The sequence below is a fragment of the Arcicella rosea genome (assembly GCF_014204325.1).
GTDB lineage: Bacteria > Bacteroidota > Bacteroidia > Cytophagales > Spirosomataceae > Arcicella > Arcicella rosea_A.
Genome location: NZ_JACHKT010000052.1, coordinates 1 through 23686 on the forward strand (window position 1 = coordinate 1; position 23686 = coordinate 23686).

The following is a 23686-nucleotide window of genomic DNA, read 5'->3' on the forward strand; positions in this document are numbered from 1 at the left end:
CCAACTCTGGAATAAATGCTTTGGGGCATTTGCAAAATGGATAAATATACAAATGTCTTACAATCAAAACTTTAAAGAAATCTTCGGGTAGAGTAGTTCAAAAGGTACTTCTATGAGTGATAAAATCGTTGTTTCATGAAGTTCTCTTTATAATTCACCCATGATATACTATTCTGTTCTAAAAAATATAATTGTCTATTTTTTATGGATTTTTCAGATAAGTTTATGTTGACACCAACGATTGTATCTAACCTTGAGTATGCTGAAGTAAGCAGTTTTTGAAACGTATAAGTATCATTACTCAAGCAAGAGTATTCATCAGAAATTAATCATTCTATGATGTATTTGTGGAAAATATAAATACTCCAACAAGTACTAGAATGTTATTATAAATATCCCAATGTGATTCCTGCAGGAATCAACGGATATGAGTTTTCATTTCAATCCTAGTCTGAATTTCTAGCTAAAAAGCTAGTTAAAACTTTATCTTTATGAAAATTGCGGCTGTAGTAATTCTATATCATCCAACCGTGAAAACTTTAGAAAATATCAAAACATACGCCAGCGTACTCGACCAAGTGTATGCTTTTGATAATACAGAAGAAGGTTCAGTGATTAAAAACAGTTTAATGGAAATACCCAACATTAGTTACTTTAATGATAAACACAATGCGGGTATTGCTAAAAGATTGAACACTGCGGCACAAATTGCCATTAATGATGGTTTTGATTGGCTACTGATGATGGATCAAGATTCAAGTTTCAATTATTCTACTTTTAATTTGTATAGAGATAATATCAGTAATTATCCAGATAAAAATCAAGTAGCTATATTCGGTCCTAATTTCAGCAGAGAACAACAAAACTCATTTGAAACGATAATCCCTGAAGAAGTTAGTGCGTTAATTACTTCTGGTAGTATATTAAATTTATCAGCCTACCAGCAAATCGGGATGTTTGATGAAGCGTTGTTCATTGATGGTGTTGATACTGAATATTGTTTGAGAGCCCAAAATTCGGGTTTCAAAATAGTTCAACTTTTCAATATTTTTTTAAAACATGAACTAGGTGAATCAGTTAGGAGAGCATCTATCAAAACTTTATATTTGGTAAAAAAAACAAAGGCGATTCATTCGCCTATTCGGTGCTATTATATCTATCGCAACAATCTTTATTTGCAAGACAAGTATAAATACTTTGATAAAACAGTTATGAAATACATTCATAAAGGTGCAATAGCTGACATCAAGAGAAGTATCTTATATGGCCGTGAGTTTAGAAATATTGCAAAATATATTGTTGAAGCCAGAAGAGACTTCAAACAAAAGAAAATGGGCAAGTATCACCCGCTTGCTAATTAATGTAATTTATATCTGGCAAATACTGGATAATGATCTGACGATTTGATATGGTCGTGCGTTTGGAAATCTAATACCTCTATTGATTCACTACAGAATTGATTATCTATTCTGACAAATCGTGGACTACGATTGAGTGTAAATCCAAAACCATTTCCTGCTTCTTCAAAAGCATTTTTCAGTCTATCACGAATATGTCCGTAGGCATTTCCGTAAGGCGTTTCATTAAAATCTCCACAAACAATTACAGGAAATGGACTTTCATCAATCAATCTTTCGATTTGTTCTATCTCCTTGGCATGATTTATAAAACCTTTCTTTAAACTTGATAAAATTGATTTAGTTTCGTCCTTTGCTTGAGAGTACGACTTATCTTTTACTTCCTCCACAACTCTTTTCACTCTGATTCCCATCGACTGGAGTTGTAAATTAATTACTCTTATCGTATCGTTTTTCAAGGCTATATCCGCTAATAAATAGCCATTGCCATTGTCTTTTCCAGGTTCTTGCCCAAACAAACTTTTTTCTTCATGAATAACAGGATACTTTGAAAAAATCGCTAATGAAAATATTCTATCTGTACCATAAATACTATTGATTACATAATAAGGATTCTCTTTGGTAATGGCTTCAAAAACTCTGAAATCTTTTTCATTACTCATGCTATTAAATTCCTGAAAACATTTAATATCTGCTTCATTTTCTGTCACATAAGTAACGGATGCCTTTGTTTTATCTTTATCAAATGGATAACTACTATGGTGAAAACCAAAAACATTGAAGTCTAAAACCGACAAACTTTTATCAGCTTCCTTAGCAGTATGAAAGCTAAAAGTTCTTCTAATAAATGGATAGCCAATCAATAATACAACAAGAGGAAGAAGCATTCGGGAAGGTCTGACAAACAGCCATATTATAGCAATAATGGCACAAAGTAGCATTACAACGGGTAAACTCATCATCATAAAACCAACAAACCAATGGTCAATCACCAAAGTATAAGCTAATAAATAAGTAAAAAGAGTATATATACACAGAGGAAGACTCGTTAGCCACAAAAGAGAAGTTGCAATTTTTTTCAGCATGATGTAATCTTGGCGGTTAGCTTTAGACAAAAGTACAAATTAAGAATGTCTTGAATAAACAAAGCTCTATGAATATTTTAGTTTGCACGCTTTTTTATAGGATTAACAGAAAAGTATCAATTTTATTTCTATAATTAATTGTTAGATTAATAATTATTTCCTAATTTTGCATTCCATTTCGGAAAACACTGGTAATCAAGTCTATTACATCGCTCTAAAGGCGATTTTACATAACAAATAAAAGAATTTTATCATGGCGAAGGTTTGTCAATTAACAGGAAGAAAAACACAAGTTGGAAATAACGTTTCTCACGCTAACAATAAAACTAAGCGTAAATTTTTTCCAAACTTACACACTAAGAAATTTTTCTTAGAATCAGAAGGTGTATGGGTACAGTTGAAAGTTTCAGCAAAAGCTATCCGTACTATCAACAAAAAAGGCTTAGAAGCTTCTTTAGTAGATGCTGCTCGTAGAGGTACTTTAAGTTTATAGTACTCCTAAAATATTTTCAAAAGCCTCTTCGGATTCATTTCGAAGAGGCTTTTGTTATTTATCTGGAAGCCCAAATAAAAAATGACAACTCTTTTGAAGTTGTCATTTTTTGTTTGAAAATATTTATTTGAATTAGATTAATGAATGTTAAAAAAATCAATTCAACATTCAGCACTCATCATTCTATATTTTTTAACCCATTCTTGCTACAATTTCTTCTGAAATACCTACTGCACTGAAACCTCCATCATGGAAAAGGTTTTGCATCGTTACTTTCTTCGTCAAGTCAGAGAATAAAGTAATTACATAATCAGCACATTCATCCGCAGTTGCATTTCCTAATGCCGACATTTCGTTGGCATATTCATAGAAAGCGTTGAACCCTGAAATACCTGTACCAGCCGTAGTTTTAGTTGGTGATTGCGAAACAGTGTTTACTCTTGTTCCGTTTTTCTTTCCATAATGATAACCATAAGAACGAGCAATCGATTCTAACATCGCTTTCGCTTGTGCCATATCAGTATAGTCAGGAAAAGAACGTTGTGCGGCAATATAAGACAATGCTACAACTGAACCGTTATCAGCAATAGCATCCATTTTATCAGCAACTTGCAACATTTTGTGGAATGATAAAGCTGAAACATCTAAAGACTTCATAAACCATTCATAGTTCAAATCGCCATAAGGACGGTTTTTACGGATGTTAGTACTCATCCCAATTGAATGTAATACAAAATCAATTTTTCCACCCAAAGCATCCATTGAACCTTCGTAAAGTTTTTCCAAATCTTCTACAGAAGTAGCATCAGCCGGAATAATCTTTGCCTCACATTCTTCGGCTAATTTGTTGATTTCTCCCATTCTCATGGCCAAAGGAGCATTCGTAAGTGTGATAATTGCACCTTCTTCTTTAGCACGTTGAGCCACTTTCCAAGCGATAGAGTTGGAATCTAATGCTCCAGAAATAATTCCTCTTTTTCCTTTTAATAAACCGTATGACATTTTTTTGATTTCTGATTGTTGATTTTAGTTTAAAATAAATTATTCCTGAACGAAGCTTCTTTATGATAATATGAGCTTCATTTTAAAATAATTAAGTATTTTAGTTGGATGCTAAAATCAAGGTTAAAATTTGTCCAAAAGTACTATTTTTTTTCTTAAAACCATGAATATTCAAATTCGACAAGCGATAAAAGAAGATTTACCTCAGATACTAAATCTATATGCCAAGGTTCTCGACAAAGGAGAAGTACTTTCGCTTGAACAAGCTGAAACGCTTTTCTTGAAAATGGCTACTTATCCAAACTACAAAGTGTATGTAGCGGAAGCCGAAAGCACGATTATTGGCACTTTTGCATTATTGATAATGGATAATCTGGCTCATATTGGCACTCCTTCTGCGGTTGTTGAGGATGTAGTTGTTGCTGATAATTATCAAGGAAAAGGAGTTGGCAAAACCATGATGATATTCGCTATGGAAAAATGCAAGGAAGCTGGTTGTTATAAATTAGTACTTTCAAGTAATTTAAAACGTTCTGAAGCACATGCTTTTTATGAAAATTTAGCTTTTGAAAAACACGGATTTAGCTTTAGAGTAAATTTGTAATTGAATTTTCATAATTACTTTACTAAAAACACTGTAAACCAATCATGAAACTTGCTTTCTAAGACATTTTTCATTACTTTTGCAGAGAATTTAAAGGAAGAGGGGTCGATAGTCCCTCTTTTTTGTTTACTAGATTGTAGCACGGTTGGTGTAACCGTGAGAAAAGAAATGACAAAAGAAAAAATAATCGAACTGCTTGAACCCTATCTTGAAGAAGGAAGGTTATTCATTGTAGATGTTCAAGTAAGTGAAGGTAAAACTAGACAGAATATCACAATTCTATTAGATACCGACGAAGGCATTAAAATAGAAGAATGTGCATCTGTTAGTAGAAGGTTAGCACATTTTATAGAAACCAATGAACTAATAACTGGAGCCTATAATTTAGAAGTGTCTTCTCCAGGCGTCGATCATCCACTTACATTTAAGCGTCAGTTTGTAAAAAATATTGGTCGTAACTTGAAAATTGTATTGAACGACAAAATAGAAAAAATAGGGAATTTAGAAGAAGTAAATGAAGATAGCATTACTTTCAAAGAAGAACCCAAGAAAACAAAAAGTAAGAAAGTAGAGCCAATAGAAGCAATCATAATTCCTTTTTCGAGCATACAACAAGCAAAAGTACAAATATCGTTTAAATAGTGGTCGAGTTGCCGAACGGTTGAATCGTTGAAATTAGAGTAAATCTTATCCCTCATCATTCTACTTGCTGGCTTCTTTTCACATTAATAAAATTATGAAAAGATGAATAGTGCAGAGTTAATTTCATCGTTTGCGGATTTTGCAAAAGAAAAAAATATCGACCGTCCGACGATGATTAAAGTGCTGGAAGACGTTTTCCGCACGATGATTCGTAAAAGATACGGTACGGATGAAAATTTTGATGTAATTATCAACCCTGAAAGTGGCGACTTAGAAATGTGGCGCACACGTGAAATCGTTGATGACAATTCAGAAGATATTTGGGATTATGACAAAATTCCTTTGGCAGAAGCAAAATTAATTGAACCTGATTTTGAAATTGGCGAAGAAGTAGCGGAATTAATCAAACTAGAAGATTTCGGTCGTAGAATTGTTCAAACGGCTCGTCAAACATTAATTCAAAAAGTTAAAGATTTAGAAAAAGAGGGTCTCTTTGAAAAATACAAAGACTTAGTTGGAGAAATGGTTTCGGGAGATGTTTACCAAATTATTGGAAAAGAATTTATCATCACTGATGGCGAAGGCAATGAATTGACTTTACCAAAATCAGAGATGATTCAAAAAGATCGTTTCAAAAAAGGTGAATCGGTAAAAGCTGTTATCCATAAAGTAGATATGAATAATGGTACGCCAAAGATTATCCTTTCTCGTACTTCTCCAGTTTTCTTAGAACGTTTATTCGAACAAGAAATTCCTGAGATTTACGACGGACAAATCATGATTCGTAAAGTAGTTCGTGAGCCAGGTGAGCGTGCAAAAGTAGCGGTAGAATCGTATGACGACCGTATCGACCCAGTAGGTGCTTGTGTGGGGATGAAGGGTTCTCGTATTCATGGAATTGTGCGTGAATTACAGAATGAAAACATTGACGTTATCAATTATACAGAAAACCTTGAATTACTTGTAGGTCGTGCTTTAAGCCCAGCCAAAGTAAGTTCAATGAAAATTGATAAAGAAAGAAAAAGAATTGCGGTGTATTTACAACCAGACCAAGTATCCTTGGCAATTGGTAAAGGCGGACAAAACATTAAGTTAGCAGGAAAGCTAGTTGGCTACGAATTAGATGTTTATCGTGATATTAAAGAAAGTGAAGTTGATGACGAAGATGTTGACTTAACTGAATTTTCTGACGAAATCGAAGATTGGGTAATTGCAGAATTACACAAAATCGGTTTGGATACGGCGAAACAAGTACTCAAATTGAACAGCGATGAATTAATTCGTCGTACAGAACTTGAGGAAGAAACCGTAAACGAAGTATTATCAATTCTACGTTCGGAGTTTGAGTAATTTAGAATGAGTAAGTGATAGAATGATAGAATAGTCATTGTTTTTTTCTCACTTACTCATCAAAACTATTCTATCATTCATTACTTAAAATTAAAAATTACTATAGAAAAGTATCAACAGAAATTATGGCAGAAGATAAAATGATGCGTTTGAGCCTTGTGGCAAAGCAGATTAACGTGGGAACCTCAACCATTGTTCAATATCTCTCTGTCAAAGGTCACAAGGTTGAGAACAACCCCAACGCCAAACTAAATTTTGAGCAATTAAAGCTCGTTGCAAAAGAATATGGTGCCGAATCTTTATTGAAAGATGTTAGCCCAGCACCTGTGGTTTCGTCGAAACCTACAGAGGAAGAGTTTGTTCCTAAGAAAAAGCAAGATGATGATATGCCTCTTTACTTCCGTGGTAAAGAGAAAGCTGAAGAGTCTGAACAAACAAAAGTAGCTGAACCAGCAAAAGCTGAAAAAGCACCAGATGTAATTTTGGGAAGAGCCGAAGTACAATTTAAAGTACTTGGTAAAATAGAATTGGATGCAAAAGGAAATCCTGTTCCTCAAAAGCCTGTAATAGCTGAACCTAAGCCAGAGCCAAAAGTAGAAGAGCCTGAAGTAAAGATTGAAGCTGTTAAACCTGAGCCAAAACCAGAAATTCAAGTTAAAGTTGAAGAGGTAAAGCCAGTGATTATACCTGTGGTAACCGAAGAGGTTAGAGTAGTAGAAATTCCAAAAGTTGAAAAGGTTGAGGAAGCAACAAAGCCTGAACCAGTGGTAGTATTAGAAAAACCAGTAGTGATAGAAGCAGTAGCAACACCAATAGCAGAAACCAAAATTGCTGAAACAGCAATACAGCCGAGTAATCAGAACCAACACAATAGACCACAAGGTGGGGTGAATAATAACCAAAACCAACAGAATAAGCCACAACAAGGCGGTGGAAATAATAATCCAAACCAACAAAATAGACCGCAAGGTGGCGGAAATCCAAACCAAAATCCACAGCATAATAAGCAACAAGGTAACGGAAATCCAAACCAAAATCCACAGCACAACAAACAGCAAGGTGGTGGTAATCCAAACCAAAATCAAGCTCGTCCGATACAACAGGGAAGTAATTTACCAACACCAAATCCAGCACCACAGCAACAACGTCCTGCACCAGCACAAAAGCTTGGTCGTAATGATGAAATTCCAGAAGATACTTCAAATGTGGAATTAATTGAAGCGAAAGGTGAGCAACTGAAAGGTTTGACGGTTTTAGGTAAAATTTCTTTACCAGTTGAGCCTGCCCGTGGTGGTTCTAGAAATAACAACAATAATAATAACAATAAGAAAAAGCGTAAACGCATCGATAAACCGGGCGGAGCTAAAGTTACTGAAGCTGAAATTCGCAACGAAAGAGGTGCTCCTCGTCCGAAAAAAGACGGTGTTCCGGGTGCTCCAACTACGAATGATCCTAATGCTAGAAAACCTGCCAATACTGGTGGCCCTTCTGGTAACAATAATAATACCTCGAACAATAATCAAGGTAATAACAACAATCAAAATAATAATAACAGTAATAACAACTTTAAGAAAAAACCAGCAGGAAATAATAACAACAATGCTGGCGGTGGCGTAAAACCACAACCTAAAGGGGAAGTTTCTGAAAAACAAATCCAAGACCAAATCAAGGCTACGATGGCTCGTCTGCAAGGACAAACCAATAAGTCGAACTTTGGTGCAAAAGAACGTCGTGTTAAACGTAAGTTCCGTGCCGAAAGAAACGAACAACGTCAATTAGCAGAAGACGAAGAAGCAAAAATCTTGAAAGTAACTGAGTTTATCTCAGCCAGTGAATTAGCTTCTTTAATGGATGTTTCTGTAAACGAAATTATTTCTACTTGTATGAGTTTAGGAATGTTCGTTTCAATCAACCAACGTCTTGAAGCAGATGTTATCGCTTTAATTACCGAAGAATTTGGTTTTGAAGTACAATTCGTATCAGCAGAAGAAGAAATTGAATCAGCTATTGCAGAAGAAATTGATGCTCCAGAAGATTTATTACCGAGAGCTCCAATCGTAACCATCATGGGTCACGTTGACCATGGTAAGACATCTTTACTAGATTATATCCGTCGTGCAAAAGTAGCTGCTGGTGAGGCTGGTGGTATTACTCAGCACATTGGTGCATACTCAGTAAAACATGACGATGGTCGTAGAGTTACATTCCTAGATACTCCTGGTCACGAAGCCTTTACAGCGATGCGTGCTCGTGGTGCTAAATTAACCGACGTTGCCATTATCGTAATTGCTGCTGATGATGCCGTGATGCCACAAACTGAAGAAGCTATCAACCACGCAATGGTTGCTGGTGTACCTATCGTTTTCGCTTTCTCGAAAGTTGATAAACCGGGTGCTAACACAGAAAAAATTCGTGAGCAACTGTCTATCAAAAACATGCTTGTAGAAGAATGGGGTGGTAAATACCAAACGCAAGAAATTTCTTCTAAATCAGGAATGGGTATCAATGAGTTACTAGAGAAAGTATTATTGGAAGCTGAATTATTAGAATTGAAAGCCAACGCTAATAAACGTGCTGTAGGTGCTGTTATCGAAGCTTCGTTAGATAAAGGTCGTGGTTATGTTGCCAACATCATGGTTCAAGCTGGAACGCTGAAAGTTGGAGATATGATGCTTGCTGGTGCGCACTATGGTCGTGTAAAAGCCATGTTCGATTACCGTGGTAATAAATTAAAAGAAGCGGGTCCATCAATTCCAGTACAAGTACTTGGTTTAAGTGGTGCTCCTGCTGCGGGTGATAAACTAAGCGTGATGGAAAATGAACGTGATGCACGTGAAATTGCCAACAAACGTGAACAAATTATCCGTGAACAGTCTTTACGTACTCGTAAACATATTACTTTAGATGAAATCGGTCGTCGTAAAGCAATCGGTACATTCAAAGAATTGAACGTAATTGTGAAAGGTGACGTGGATGGTTCAGTAGAAGCATTGTCAGATTCATTATTGAAACTATCAACCGAAGAAGTACAAGTTCGTATTATTCACAAAGGTGTTGGTCAAGTTTCAGAATCAGACGTATTGTTGGCTTCTGCTTCAGATGCAGTAATTGTAGCCTTCCAAGTTCGTCCAAGTGTAAACGCTCGTCGTTTGGCAGAAAACGAACAAATCGAAATTCGTACTTACTCTATCATCTACCAAGCAATTGATGATGTAAGAGATGCGATGGAAGGTTTATTAGCACCGAAATTTGAAGAAGTAGTAACAGCTAATATTGAAGTACGTGACGTATTCAAAATCTCTAAAGTTGGTACAGTTGCAGGTTCTTATGTATTAGATGGTACAGTGAAACGTGCTCATAAAATCCGTGTAATTCGTGACTTCGTAGTAGTTCATGAAGGAGAAATTTCTGCTTTGAAACGTTTCAAAGACGATGTAGCTGAAGTTAAATTCGGATATGAATGTGGACTTTCTATCAAAAACTTCAATGATCTTGAAGTGGGTGACATCATCGAATGTTACGAAATGAAAGAATTGAAACGTACTTTATAATTCGTTAAAATATCTTTATCAAAAAAAGCTCGAAGAAATCTTCGAGCTTTTTTTGTGTACTATCGCACAAATACTCTATTTTAAATCAAATTTTACTATTCAAATATAAATTATTAAAAATATACGTCCATATTCTTCTAATTAGGTTGCCTACAAATAGAATTCATATAAAATCTTGTTAATTTTATATTCCAAAAAAGACCCAATTTTATGAATCAAAAATTACTGCTATTCTTATTCTTTATAATTTTCTCTCTTTCCTCTTGTAAAAAAGAGAGTACACTCTTTACTCAATTATCCGCAGAAGACACAGGGATTACATTTTCTAATCGGATTACAGAAAATGACACCATGAATGTACTTGAGTTTGAATACGTTTATAATGGTGGCGGTGTTGCTTTAGGCGATTTCAATAATGATAATCTTACCGACATTTACTTCACTGGTAACCAAGTTGCCAATAAATTGTACCTCAACAAAGGAGTCGATGAAGCCAACAAGCTAAAGTTTGAGGACGTAACCGATAAATCAAAAGTTGCAGGCGAAGGCAAATGGTGCTCGGGTGTTGCTCTTGTTGATATTAATAATGATAAATTATTAGATATTTATGTCTGTGCAACCGTCAAAGATGTTGCTTCTGAAAGAACCAATATGCTTTATGTAAACCAAGGAGTAGGCAAAGATGGGGTTCCGACTTTCAAGGAAATGGCAAAAGAATATGGTATTGACGACGATTCTCATACGACTAACGCTGCTTTTTTTGATTATGATAATGATGGCGATTTAGATTTATATGTATTAATTAACGAAATGGAAGACATCCGTTTCCCTAATAAATATCATGAAAAAATTGTAGATGGTTCATCAAAAAGAACAGACAAACTATTCCGAAACGATTGGGATGAAAAACTAAATCATGCCGTTTTTACAGATATTTCAAAACAAGCAGGAATTTTGATTGAAGGATATGGTTTGGGTCTAAACATTACGGACATCAATCGTGATGGTTGGAAAGATGTTTATGTAACGAATGATTATTTAACTAATGATTTACTCTACATCAACAATCATAATGGTACTTTCAACGACCAAGCTCACGACTATTTCAAGCATACTTCCTATTCTGCAATGGGAAATGATGTTGCTGACCTTAATAACGATGGTCTAGTAGATATTTTGGCTGTGGATATGATGCCCGCAGATAATTATCGCAAAAAAATGATGTTGCCACCAAACAATTACTTGACTTATCAAAACAATGAAAAGTTTGGTTATGATTATCAATATCCACGCAATACTTTACAAATGAACCAAGGCGTAAATCCTAAAACGGGTAAGCCTGTTTTTAGTGAAATTGGTTTATTGGCTGGCGTTGCTGAAACTGACTGGAGTTGGACACCCATGGCAACCGATTTTGATAATGACGGTTTGAGAGATATTATTATCACCAACGGATTTCCAAGGGATATTACAGATCAAGATTTCATGATTTATCGTGCTGAAATGGGTAATATGATGACTAAATTGATGTTACTTGATTCGATTCCTTCGGTAAAAATTACAGATTATGCTTTCCGAAATAAAGGTAATTTCAATTTTGAAGATGTATCAAAATCGTGGGGATTGAACAAACCGAGTTTTTCAAATGGTGCAGCTTACGGAGATTTGGATAATGATGGTGATTTAGATTATGTTACGAATAATATCAATGATTCGGCTTCGGTTTATAGAAATAATTTAATTGAAACTAAACCAAACGAAAGCAATTACCTTCGATTAAAGCTCAACGGTGCTGATAAAAACATCGGTGGTTTGGGTGCTTTTGTTGAAATTAAGTACCAAAATGGTCAAACTCAAGTTTATGAAAATTCGCCTTACCGTGGTTATCTTTCAACAATTGAGAATATTGTTCATTTTGGTTTAGGGAAAAATCATATTGTTGATGAAGTAAAAATCATTTGGCAAAGTGGCAAAGTACAAGTACTCAAAAATGTCAAAGCGAATCAAGTATTGAATATTTATGAAAAAAATGCCGTTGTGAATCTTGAAAAAAAATCAAGCAAACCTAGCATTTTCGAAGATATTACTGATTCTTTGAATATCAATTTTACGCATACAGAAAAAGATGCGATTGATTTTAATATTCAAAAATTAATGCCTCATAAATTCTCTCAGTTTGGTCCTTCCATTTCTGTTGGAGATGTAAATGGAGACGGACTTGAAGATATTTTTATTGGCGGACCAAGTGATCAAAAAGGCACTTTTTTACTTCAAAATCAAGCTGGAAAATTTACACAAGCTGATTTAATTGCGAATGAGACGAATCTGACGAAACCGTCTGAAGACATGGGTGTTTTACTTTTTGATGCAGATTCAGACAATGACCTTGATTTATACATCGTCAGCGGAAGTTACGAATATCCAAATGGTGCGCCTGTTTATCAAGATAGATTTTATGAAAATGATGGGAAAGGACATTTCACACAAAAAAATCAAGCGATTCCTGCTTTCTTGAAAAGTGGTTCATGCGTAAAAGCTGCCGATTATGATCAAGATGGCGACCTTGATTTATTCATCGGTGGAAGAGTAGAAGTAGCAAGTTATCCAAAACCTGTTTCAAGCTACATTCTTAGAAATGACTCAAAAGCTGGACAACCTAAATTCACCGACGTAACAGCACAAGTAGCTAAAAATTTAGTAGATATTGGTTTGGTTTGTGATGCCATCTGGACAGATTATAATAACGATGGTTGGGTAGATTTAATGCTGGCTGGCGAGTGGATGCCAATTACAATTCTTAAAAATAATCGTGGGAAATTAGAAAAACTAGCAACAGCTACTGATTTAGACAAACAAGTAGGTTTCTGGAACAGTATCACCACTGGAGATTTTGATGATGATGGCGATATCGATTATATCGTTGGAAACTTCGGAAAAAATTCACTTTTCAGAGCAAGTGATACCGAACCTGTTTCGATTTATGGAAAAGATTTCAACACCGATGGTAATTTCGATGCCATTCCTACTGTTTTCTATAAAGCTAAAGAAGGCGAAGTACTCAAAAAAGAAGTACCATTTAACGGAAAAGATGATTTGAATAAACAAATGATTACAATGCGTAAAAAATTTGTTCGCTATAATACTTTAGCAAATGCTGGAATAAAAGATGTACTTTCAGAAGATGATTTAAAAGATGCCATCATTTTAAAAGCCAATTATCTCAAAACAAGTTATATCGAAAACCTTGGTAATGATACTTTTAAAGTAAAAGCATTGCCAATGGAAGCACAAACTGCACCAGTGTTAGGTATGTTGACAGAAGATTTTGATAATGACGGAAACCTTGATGTATTGATGGTTGGCAACGATTTTGGTGCAGAAGTTTCAGTAGGCAGATATGATGCTTTCAACGGATTACTTTTGAAAGGAAACGGTAAAGGCAACTTCAAACCTAGTTCTTTACCTGAAAGTGCTTTTGTTGTTTTAGGCGATGCAAAAGGCTTGGTCAGAGTGAATAATCCACAAGGAAAAGCCTTGATGATGGCAACACAAAACCGTGGCACACTCAAAACCTTCAAACTAAAAAATAGTGTTTTGCAAAGTAAACCATTGAAAAATACAGATATGGTTGTTTTAGAAACACTTAAAAACGGCAAAACCAGAAGAGTAGAAGTAACTTATGGCAGTTCGTTTCTATCACAATCTTCAAGAAGTATATTGGTTAGTTCAAATGTAAAATCAATGGAAGTAATTGATTCAAAAGGAAAGAAAAGAATACTTTAAATATATTATTGCAAAAAAGATTATTCAAAAGCAAATTCAGGTTAATCGCTGGATTTGCTTTTTTTGCCTTACATTTAATAATACTTCAATTGTTTTCCACCAAAGTAGTAACACCTTCCCTCCTATTTTTCCCAAAAATTCTGATTTAAAACTTTTTCATAATTCAACCGTAAATTTCTATCAAATCAAACTTAACGTAGAGTTAGGCAATTAATTTGGCTTAAAATGATAAGCTATACTATATTTCCAGAAATAGAAATAGCCTTAAACATCTACTAATCAACCAATTAAAGATAATTCTAAATAAGTATATCACTCAATATCCAAATTCCTTTTTGTCCTTTGCCTTGCAAACTATACCTTTACAATAAATTTACGTAGGCACTGTATAATTATAATCTCTGTTAAGGTTAAATACAGTAATTTCACAAAAAAACTGATTTTTACAAACCAAATATTTATCTGAAATGAGTGTACTTGTTAACAAAAACTCAAAAATAATCGTACAAGGCTTTACTGGGTCTGAAGGTTCATTCCACGCTCAGCAAATGATCGAATATGGTACTAACGTAGTTGGTGGTGTAACACCAGGAAAAGGTGGTTCAACTCATCTTGACCGTCCTGTGTTTAATACAGTTGCTGAAGCTGTAGAAAAAGCAGGTGCTGATACTTCAATTATTTTTGTACCGCCTGCATTTGCTGCTGATGCTATCATGGAAGCTGCCGATGCTGGTATCAAAGTAATTATTTGTATCACAGAAGGTATTCCAACCAAAGACATGATTTATGCTAAGGAATACATTCAAAACAGAGATTGTCGTTTAATCGGGCCAAACTGTCCAGGTGTAATGACGGCTGGTGAGTGTAAAGTAGGTATCATGCCAGGCTTTATTTTCACAAAAGGTAAAATTGGTATCGTATCAAAATCAGGAACTTTAACTTACGAAGCTGTTGACCAATTGACAAAAGCAGGTTTAGGACAAACAACTGCAATTGGTATTGGTGGTGACCCTATCATCGGAACAACTACTAAAGAAGCTGTTGAATTATTAATGAACGACCCTGAAACTGAGGGTATCGTAATGATTGGTGAAATTGGTGGTGGTATGGAAGCAGAAGCTGCAGAATGGATTAAAGCTGATGGCAACAGAAAACCTGTAGTAGGTTTTATCGCTGGACAAACTGCACCGAAAGGTCGTAGAATGGGTCATGCTGGTGCTATCATTGGTGGTGCAGACGATACTGCTGCTGCTAAAATGGCAATCATGGAAGCTTGCGGAATCTACGTAGTGCATTCTCCTGCTGATATTGGTGCTACAATGTTGAAAGCATTAGGATTGTAGTAAACGGTTTCAATGAATTATGATAGTTTTTTTCTAATTTTGTACAAAACTATCAAGACTTGAACTTTTACCAGAAATATATTCAATTGCAAAATCCTGCACGGTTCACCGAATCATGCAGGATTTTGTGTTTAGACAAACAGTACTCTTTTTTTCAGTCACTAGTTTTTTTAATCATCACTAGTCTTCTGTCATTCTCTAATAATAGCTTTGCTAAAGGCACTGTTGGACCAAGCAATAGCTTTTATTTAGTTCACGACTATCATGACGATTGGCAAGTCTATGATGAGCCTTACAAAGCTTACGTTCCTTACGTCCGAGAACTTCATAAAGATTATAATTCATTCAGCTTATTTTGTGATATTGAAAACTATAAGACTTACAAAATACTCTATTACTCCTCTAAAGAAAATTACCTGTTTATCAATGCTTCTTTACAACAAAAACTACCTGTCAATCAGTGGCTTGTTTTAGATGTTGATAGCCTACAAAATGTTTACAAAAAAACGAAATTATTCATCACGATTTATGGTACCAATACCAATGTAGATGAATTAATGCTGTATGTCGGAAATCCGAAATCAACAAGCCAAGCAGTAATTGAATTATCAGAATCTTTATTAACAATTATACCTCGGGAAATTTCTTCTTTTCAGAATTTCTTTGTGATTGGTATATTTTTGTTGGTATGTGCTTATGCTTTTCTGTACAACTATCAGCCAAAATCTTTTGAACGATTTTTTAGTCCAAAAGACCTTCTAACAATAAGTCTTCGAGATGATACATTTGTCGTAAATAAACCATTCGATTTAGGAAATTTATTGTTTGTAATAAATCTCAGCTTTACGATTGGTTTTATTTTCATGTTAATCATTATTGAGAAAAACGATTTATTCTCAACCAGTACCATTCTTCAAGAAGGTGAAACACTTGGCGTATTATTTAGTAATTTCCTGGTAATCACCTCAATTATCTTTGGAGCATATATTTTCAAATATGTTTCGTTGATGATTCTTTCCAACCTTTACAGACTTGATAAAATTATAAATATTCACTTTTTTAAAATCATTCAAGCTTCAAGTATTTTTTTCTTGATTGTATTAATTGTACTGACATACAGTACAATATCTATCCCAGAAATCACCAAAAATGCAGAAAAGTATTTGTTCTTACCAGTTTCTATATTCTTTATTGGACGGTTGGCACTCTTATACTTTACGATAAATAAGATGACCTCATTAAAAAATCTATATTTATTTTCGTACCTTTGCATCGTTGAATTAATTCCACTTATTGTTGGCATCCGTTTTGCACTCTAAATAATGTGATAATTCAACAAAAAAATGTTCTAAAAAAGAGCATCATTAGCCCAAACAATAATCCAATCAAGTTTAACTGCATTGAGCATGAGCGAAATAACATTAACCGCACATCCAGACAGATTAACCAAAGTAACCAGTATTTTAGTTACGCAAGCACGCCCAACCGACGAAAAATCACCATATTTTGAGTTGGAAAGAAGATACAATGTAAAAGTTGATTTTCGCCCATTTATCGAAATTCAAGGCGTTGCTTTTAAGGACTTCCGGAAGCAAAAAATCAACATTCTTGAGCATACAGCCATTATTTTTACTAGCCGTAATGCCGTAGATCATTTTTTTCGTATTTGTAAAGAAGCACGTATCGAGGTTCCAGCTGATATGAAGTATTTCTGTATTACTGAACAAACTTCAAATTATTTGCAGAAATATATCGTAATACGCAAACGTAAAATATTTACAGGAACAAAAACTGCTGCAGAATTACTTGAGTTAATCAAAAAACATAAAACTGAAAAGTTTTTATTTCCTTGTTCAGACAAACGTCGCAGTGATATTCCTGAATTTATGGGAACAAACGATTTGCACCTTACTGAAGCAGTAATGTACGAAACAGCTTCTTCTGATTTGTCTGATTTAGAAAGTGTTTTTTATGATGTCATCGCATTTTTTAGCCCCTCTGGCATTAAATCGCTGTTTCATAATTTTCCTGATTTCAAACAAAATAAGACGAGAATTGCAGCTTTCGGCCCTACAACGGCCAAAGCAGTAACTGAAGCTGATTTGATTTTAGATATTCAAGCTCCGCTTCCAAATGCTCCATCAATGACTGGTGCTTTGGAACTTTACATTAAAAAAGCAAATAGCCTTTAAGGCTATTGAAAATAAATCTTCCAAGACCTGTGAGTAATAAAACTCATGGGTCTCTTTTTTTATCAGACTTTTTACAACAAATATCAATAAATTAGCGTTAGGAGTATCTGAGAGATACAAATTTTAGCGTAAATTATACAAATGTTTATTAGTTTTGGAATTAAAGCCTGTATTTTGACTTATCTGTACTTTTTTGAAAGACTATGCGAAAGAATTTACAATATTTTACTCTAATTCTACTGCTATTGGCAAACTGCTCCGTTTTTGCACAACAAGATGCACAGTTAAGTCAATATATGTTCAATCCATTATATATTAATCCAGCAACGGCAGGTACCGATGGTGTAATGAGGTTTCAGTTACATTACCGTAATCAATGGTCTGCATACCAAACTACTTATGATGGTTCGGGTTCATTAGGTACACAAGTACTTACTGCCTCAATGCCATTGAATGGATTACATAGTGGGCTGGGTATTCAATTCGTCAACGATAAAACACCTTCTGGAAGTGGTTATCAGAATATGTTATTATCTTACGCCTATCAAATTGGTTTAAGAAACGGCTCCATTTTATCAATTGGCGTAAAAGGTGGATTTCATACCAAAACATTTGATTCACGTTTTAGACCAGGCGAAACAGGTGACCCTATTGTTGATGCAGCTTCAAAAAATATTAGTGAATCCAAAGCAGACCTAGCACTTGGGATTTTATACAAAGCACAAAACTATCAATTAGGAGTAAGTCTTAATCACGTAAATACGCCCAATTATAGCTTTGGTGTAACCAGAGATAGTGAATATAAAATCAAACAAATATTAAATATTACTGCCAGCTACGACTACTATCTCAATGACGATGTAAAAGTTACTCCTACCGCTCTTTGGAGAAGCGATTTCGTTACATCGGCTTTAGAAGGCGGAGCCATTTTTACTTATGCTGAAAAATATTGGCTCGGAGGTTCTTATCGTTTAAACGATGCTGGTATCATTCTTGCGGGGCTATCTATGCTGAAAGACAATTCTTTACGTTTGGGTTATTCACTTGATTTAACAACAGTTGGGCAAGCAGCAAAATCTCCTACATCGCATGAAGTACTCATCAGTTATGCCTTACCTGCACCAAAATTATTTGGTGGTAAAAAGACTCCAGTTCGTACACCAAGATTCAGACATCAATAAATTTTGTTTCTACAAAACCCATCCTAAATAATTAACAAAATCACAAATAAACGATTGGTGTACTTACAACAGAAAAAAATATTAACTTTGTTTTTGGGTTACTATACTAACCAAGTAAATAAGGTCGTTTTTAAGAAGATTTAACATTAAAAATTGAATTTTATTACAATAACATAAAGCACGATTATTTAGATAACCATTATCAAAATTTTAGAGATCATTACCTTATTTTACTTACGGGTATCAATTAAAAAAGTTAAGACACTATGAATTACAGTGGAATTTTCAGGAAAATATCCTTACTACTCTTAGTAGTTACTCCTGTTTTGTTTTTGGATAGCTGTAGCTCTGGTACTAGCAAAACAGCTAGTAGCAAAGGTAGAAGTAGCAAAAAAGGAGAACAGGTTGCTAAAGGCAAGAATAGCAAACGAAGCAGAAGTAGCAAAAAAGAAGATATCAAGATGGTAAATGGGGAAATTGCGGCAACCAGTCGTAAAGGTTGGAAACAAACAACCCCACTAGGCATGGTTTTGATTCCTGCTGGTTCATACATGATGGGACAAGCAGACGAGGATATTGCCTCAACATCAGTTGGCTTCAACAAACGTGTAACAGTTGTTCAGTTTTATATGGACGATACTGAAATCACTAATAACGAATACCGCCAATTCACAGACGTAATGTTAACAGATTCAATATCTGTCCTTGGCGAAGAAAAAATACTTTCCGAATTATATCCCGATACTACAGTATGGAGTAAAGACTTTACTTATCACAATGGTGACCCAATGACTGAATATTATTTCTCAAGCCCTGCTTTTGATATGTATCCAGTGGTAGGTGTTAGCTGGGTTGCAGCAAGATATTTCTGCGACTGGAGAACAAAAGCTTATAACGATTACAGAACATCTGAAGGAATGTATATTTCTCCTAGATTCCGCTTACCATCTGAAGCTGAATGGGAATGGGCTGCTCGTGGCGGAAAAGCTTCTGCTAAATATCCTTGGGGTAACCCCTATGTTGCTAACGTAAAAGGCTGTTTATTAGCAAACTTCAAACCTCATAGAGGTAATTATGATGCTGATGGCTACGCTTACACGGCTCCTGCAAACCAATATAACGCAAATGACTACGGCTTGTACAACATGGCTGGCAATGTAGCTGAATGGTGTTTAGATGCTTACGCCGACAATTCCGTTGCTATTACTTGGGATTTGAATACAATGAATGATGATAAAGACGAACCACGTAAAGTAATTCGTGGAGGTTCATGGAAAGACGTTGCTTATTATCTTGAAACAGGTACTCGCTCGTATGAGTATGAAAACAAGAAACGCTCTTACATCGGCTTCCGTTGTGCGATGAATCACTTAGGACGTTCATCTGGAAAAGAATTTAGGTAAAAAAACGATTTTGAATCGTAAGCGAGGGAATACAGTCGTAAATACGACAACGTTCTCTCGCTTCGTTTTAATAATCCATCAAAATCATTCTCATTAATCGTTACACTCAAAATCATTACAAAAACAAATGGAAAGAATTATTAACGTTATCGCCAGTTTTGGTGCTGCAGTAGTTATCGTTGGTGCTTTATTTAAAATTTTACATTGGGATTATGCCAATGAAATGCTTATGGTAGGAATGTTTACTGAAGCATTTATATTTATATTATTCGGAGTTTTATATCTTTCTGTAAGACCTGAAAAAAGTTACGATTGGGAAAAAGTATATCCTGAATTAGCAAAAGATTTCCAAGGAGAATTACCTAAAAGAAGCGTAGCAACATCAAATGCTGGAGTTGGTTTAACGGCCAAAATGGATGAAATGTTAGCGAATGCTAAAATTACTCCAGATGTTTTTGAAAACTTAGGAAAAGGAATGAAATCGTTAACTGAAACGGTTTCTAAAATTGGAACAATTACTGAAGCAACTGTTGCTACAAACGACTACGCTAAAAACGTGAAAATTGCAGCAGGAACAATGACAGAAATGAATAAAGCTTACGGAGTAACGATGACTGCTATGGGTGAAATGGCAAATGCTTCGCAAGATGCTAAAGAATATCGTATCCAATTCCAAAAAGTAACTCAAAACATGGGTGCTTTAAATGCAGTTTATGAATTAGAGTTACAAGATACAAATAAGCATTTAAAAGCGATGAATGCCTTCTATGGTAATTTAACTGTAGCAATGGAAAACATGGCTGATGCAAGTAAAGATACTCAGCAGTTTAAGCAAGAATTAGCAAAATTGACGACTAACCTATCTTCATTAAACACTGTTTATGGAAGTATGTTATCAGCCATGAAAGGAAACTAATTTAAGACATATCGGTTATGATTAGTTTAAAATTAATTATAACAAGCATATTGAAAAGAACTTAAACAAAAATCCTATAAGTAGATAAGAAAATGGCTGGAATGAAAGAAACGCCCCGTCAGAAGATGATTGGGATGATGTACTTAGTGCTTACAGCTCTACTTGCTTTACAAGTAAGCGATGCACTTTTACAAAAATTTGTACTATTAAATAATAGCTTAGAAGTAGCAAACAGCTCGGCTGTTCAAAAAAATAATCAAACTGTTGAAGGAATTAAGGCAAAAGTGAACGATTCGCCTAATCCTGCTCAATATGCCGACATTATCAAGCAAGCTCAAGAAGTTCGTAAGCTTTCTGATGTAATGGTTGGTGAGCTTGATGACTTGAAAAATACAATTATTGAGAAAAGTGGCGGTATAGATCCTGAAACAGGTACTTATGTCGGGATGAAAGAAACCGAGAAAGTATATGAAGTAATGATTGGTGGCAAAAAAGACGGTTTGGCTTATAGCTTGAAAACTAAGCTTGATAATTTTGTTACTAAAATCGCAAGCTATGGTGACAAAAACACCAAATTTGAGCCTCTTGCTCTTTCTGGAAAAGAAGACCCTGCGGTAGCTAAGGATGCTAATAATAAAAACAAAGATTTTGCTGAATTAAATTTTGCCGAAACACCAGTACCTGCTGCTTTAGCAACGTTAAGTCAAAAACAATCTGAAATTCGTCGTTACGAAAGTACCGTTTTAGGTCAATTAGCTGAAAAAGTAGGGATTAAAGACGTTAAGTTTGATAAAATCTTAGCAATGGTATCCGCAAAATCTAATACTGTTGTTGCTGGTATGGACTATGAAGCAGAAATGTTTATTGCAGCTTATTCAAGTGGCATTACTCCAAGAATGAGTTTCAATGGTGCTGGCGTTCCAGTTAGAGATGGTAAAGGTCAAATTAAGTTCAAAGCACAAGGTGGTCAATATGATAGCCGTGGGCTTTCAAAGAAAACTTATACAGCTAGTATTTCATTCAATGGCCCTAATGGAGCTGAAACAAGAACCCTTAACGGTGAATATTTCGTTTTAAAACCAACTTACAATATCGAAGCTGGAAGTTTACCACCGTTATATTTAGGTTGTGCTAATAAATTAAGTATTGTTAGTCCAGGACTAGGTGCTTTATGGCAACCAAGTTTCAGTGCAAATGGTGCAGAAGTAATTGCAGCAGGTGGCGGAAAAGTAACAGTTGTACCAAGTTCAGCTTCAGTGGAATTGAATATCAATAACGGAGGTATTCTATTAGGAACAGAGAAATTCAGAGTAAGAAGAGTACCAAGACCAGAAGTTAAAATCTATGGTGGTGGCGGTACTGAATTGAATGAGAAAAGCGGTACAAGTGCAAGTGGGTTGAGAAGTATTGATGCTAGAGCAATTGCTGATGAATCATTTAAAGCAACCAATCCAGAAGATGCCATTTACCGTGTTTCTGAGACGTATGTAGCTTTAGTAAGAGGTACAAAAAGGGTAGCTGATATTACACTTCAAGGTGGTGGAAGTATTAGTTCTTTAGCTCAAAGTGCACAAGCTGGAGACCGTTATTATATTGAAGTAAAAGGTGTTCAACGTAAAAACTTTAAAGGAACTGTAGAAAATATTCCTTATCAATTGGTTAAGAATATCCCGCTTAATTAAAGTAATTTTTAGGGGGCGTTTTCCCAAAGAATTATACTATAAGTTTACAAGTATCTGATAATCAAGCTTAGCGTAAAACTTATAATGATACTAACATTATGAAAAATTTAATCAAAATTACCGGAGCAATCGTTTTTAGTCTAGCTTCTTGTTCACTGGCAACAGCTCAAGAAAAAGATAATAGAGGCAAAAATCCAGATTCCGTTCGTCCGATAGACGATTCCAATATTATGTGGAAAATGCGTTTATGGAGAAGAATGGATTTGAATGAAAAACAAAATCAACCTTTTTTCTCTAAAGGAAACGAAATTACCAAATATTTAATGGAATGGGTTCAAAGTGGAGTGTTACAGCCCTACAAAAACGATTCATTGAAAACGAAGATTTCTAAAGAAGAATTTCTAAAGAACTTAATCGTTGAAAACTCAATTGGTGATAATGCTCTTTCTGATGCTGAAAAAGCAGCAGGTTTTGGTGCTGAAGGCGCTACAGCAGCTGGTACAGATGACGGTTGGGGAGATCCTAAACCTGCAACAGGTAATGCAGCTCAAGCTTCTTCAACTGCTAAAAATACAAGTGGTACAGGAGATTTATACTTCGCTAAAGAACTTTCTATCATAGAAATCAGAGAAGATGCTATTTTCGATAAACAGCGTTCTCGTTTGTATTATGATATTCAGTCTATTACAATCATTATTCCTGCTAACAAAACAGCAGCAGGTTTTGATAAGACTGTCGCTTCATTCAAATACAAGGATTTAGACAAGTTATTCAGAAGTAACCCAAATTGTATTTGGTATAATTCTCAGAACGAAGCACAGCATAAAAATATGGCAGATGCTTTTGATTTAAGATTATTTCATGCCAGACTTACTAAGAAAGGTAATCCAGAAGATAAAAGCTTAGATGAATTTTATGGTGGAGAAAAACAAGGTTTGATTCAATCTCAACAATTAGAGTATAAATTGATGGAAATGGAACATAATCTTTGGGAATATTAACCAAAAGTGGCTTTCCTTGAAAATTGTTTTTCAATATTCATTCATAATAAAATCCACTCATATTCTGGGTGGATTTTTCATTTTATTTGAGGTGATTTAC

17 protein-coding genes are annotated in these 23686 nt (G+C 34.9%); 15 read left to right on the plus strand and 2 right to left on the minus strand.

Going from position 1 to position 23686, the window contains the following annotated elements:
* The first annotated feature begins 491 nt into the window (after nt 1–491).
* A complete protein-coding gene (locus tag HNP25_RS20895; RefSeq protein ID WP_184137592.1) occupies nt 492–1361 on the plus strand; it encodes a glycosyltransferase family 2 protein in 870 nt (289 codons plus the stop codon).
* Here the strand turns inward: HNP25_RS20895 and HNP25_RS20900 are convergent.
* Nucleotides 1358–2443 (minus strand): endonuclease/exonuclease/phosphatase family protein, encoded by a 1086-nt coding sequence (locus HNP25_RS20900; protein ID WP_184137594.1) that lies wholly within the window; start codon nt 2441–2443, stop codon nt 1358–1360. The genes HNP25_RS20895 and HNP25_RS20900 overlap by 4 nt on opposite strands.
* Before the next feature lie 253 nt (nt 2444–2696).
* Here HNP25_RS20900 and rpmB point away from each other — a divergent pair, with 253 nt between their 5' ends.
* A complete protein-coding gene (gene rpmB / locus HNP25_RS20905) occupies nt 2697–2936 on the plus strand; it encodes a 50S ribosomal protein L28 (protein ID WP_184137596.1) in 240 nt (79 codons plus the stop codon).
* Between the two features lie 192 nt (nt 2937–3128).
* Here the strand turns inward: rpmB and HNP25_RS20910 are convergent, their stop codons facing one another.
* Complete coding sequence (locus tag HNP25_RS20910; protein ID WP_184137598.1) at nt 3129–3938, minus strand: enoyl-ACP reductase FabI; 810 nt, start codon at nt 3936–3938, stop codon at nt 3129–3131.
* Between the two features lie 163 nt (nt 3939–4101).
* Here HNP25_RS20910 and HNP25_RS20915 point away from each other — a divergent pair, with 163 nt between their 5' ends.
* The 13 genes from HNP25_RS20915 (at nt 4102) to porN (ending at nt 23586) form a co-directional block, all read left to right on the plus strand.
* Nucleotides 4102–4542, plus strand: a complete 441-nt coding sequence (locus HNP25_RS20915) for a GNAT family N-acetyltransferase (RefSeq protein ID WP_184137600.1) — start codon at nt 4102–4104, stop codon at nt 4540–4542.
* Nucleotides 4543–4593: 51 nt separating this feature from the next.
* A complete protein-coding gene (locus HNP25_RS20920; RefSeq protein WP_229202927.1) occupies nt 4594–5184 on the plus strand; it encodes a ribosome maturation factor RimP in 591 nt (196 codons plus the stop codon).
* Nucleotides 5185–5286: 102 nt separating this feature from the next.
* The gene (nusA, locus tag HNP25_RS20925) at nt 5287–6534 is read left to right on the plus strand and encodes a transcription termination factor NusA (protein WP_184137602.1); all 1248 of its coding nucleotides are present in this window, start codon (nt 5287–5289) and stop codon (nt 6532–6534) included.
* A 125-nt stretch (nt 6535–6659) separates the two neighbouring features.
* A complete protein-coding gene (gene infB / locus HNP25_RS20930) occupies nt 6660–10085 on the plus strand; it encodes a translation initiation factor IF-2 (protein WP_184137604.1) in 3426 nt (1141 codons plus the stop codon).
* A gap of 210 nt (nt 10086–10295) precedes the next feature.
* A complete protein-coding gene (locus HNP25_RS20935; RefSeq protein ID WP_184137606.1) occupies nt 10296–13868 on the plus strand; it encodes a VCBS repeat-containing protein in 3573 nt (1190 codons plus the stop codon).
* A gap of 467 nt (nt 13869–14335) precedes the next feature.
* Entirely contained in the window at nt 14336–15211 is an 876-nt protein-coding gene (gene sucD / locus HNP25_RS20940) for a succinate--CoA ligase subunit alpha (protein ID WP_184137608.1), read from the plus strand.
* A 59-nt stretch (nt 15212–15270) separates the two neighbouring features.
* Nucleotides 15271–16530: a DUF4271 domain-containing protein gene (locus tag HNP25_RS20945; RefSeq protein WP_184137610.1), complete on the plus strand. Its 1260-nt coding sequence runs from the start codon at nt 15271–15273 to the stop codon at nt 16528–16530.
* 87 nt (nt 16531–16617) lie between these two features.
* Entirely contained in the window at nt 16618–17403 is a 786-nt protein-coding gene (locus tag HNP25_RS20950; RefSeq protein ID WP_184137612.1) for a uroporphyrinogen-III synthase, read from the plus strand.
* 203 nt (nt 17404–17606) lie between these two features.
* The gene (locus HNP25_RS20955) at nt 17607–18584 is read left to right on the plus strand and encodes a PorP/SprF family type IX secretion system membrane protein (protein WP_184137614.1); all 978 of its coding nucleotides are present in this window, start codon (nt 17607–17609) and stop codon (nt 18582–18584) included.
* A gap of 266 nt (nt 18585–18850) precedes the next feature.
* Entirely contained in the window at nt 18851–19987 is a 1137-nt protein-coding gene (gene porK / locus HNP25_RS20960) for a T9SS ring complex lipoprotein PorK/GldK (RefSeq protein WP_184137616.1), read from the plus strand.
* Nucleotides 19988–20114: 127 nt separating this feature from the next.
* Nucleotides 20115–20903: a type IX secretion system motor protein PorL/GldL gene (gene porL, locus HNP25_RS20965; protein WP_184137618.1), complete on the plus strand. Its 789-nt coding sequence runs from the start codon at nt 20115–20117 to the stop codon at nt 20901–20903.
* Nucleotides 20904–21004: 101 nt separating this feature from the next.
* Entirely contained in the window at nt 21005–22585 is a 1581-nt protein-coding gene (gene porM / locus HNP25_RS20970; RefSeq protein ID WP_310587190.1) for a type IX secretion system motor protein PorM/GldM, read from the plus strand.
* 98 nt (nt 22586–22683) lie between these two features.
* Nucleotides 22684–23586, plus strand: a complete 903-nt coding sequence (gene porN / locus HNP25_RS20975) for a type IX secretion system ring subunit PorN/GldN (protein WP_184137622.1) — start codon at nt 22684–22686, stop codon at nt 23584–23586.
* Nucleotides 23587–23686 lie beyond the last annotated feature (100 nt).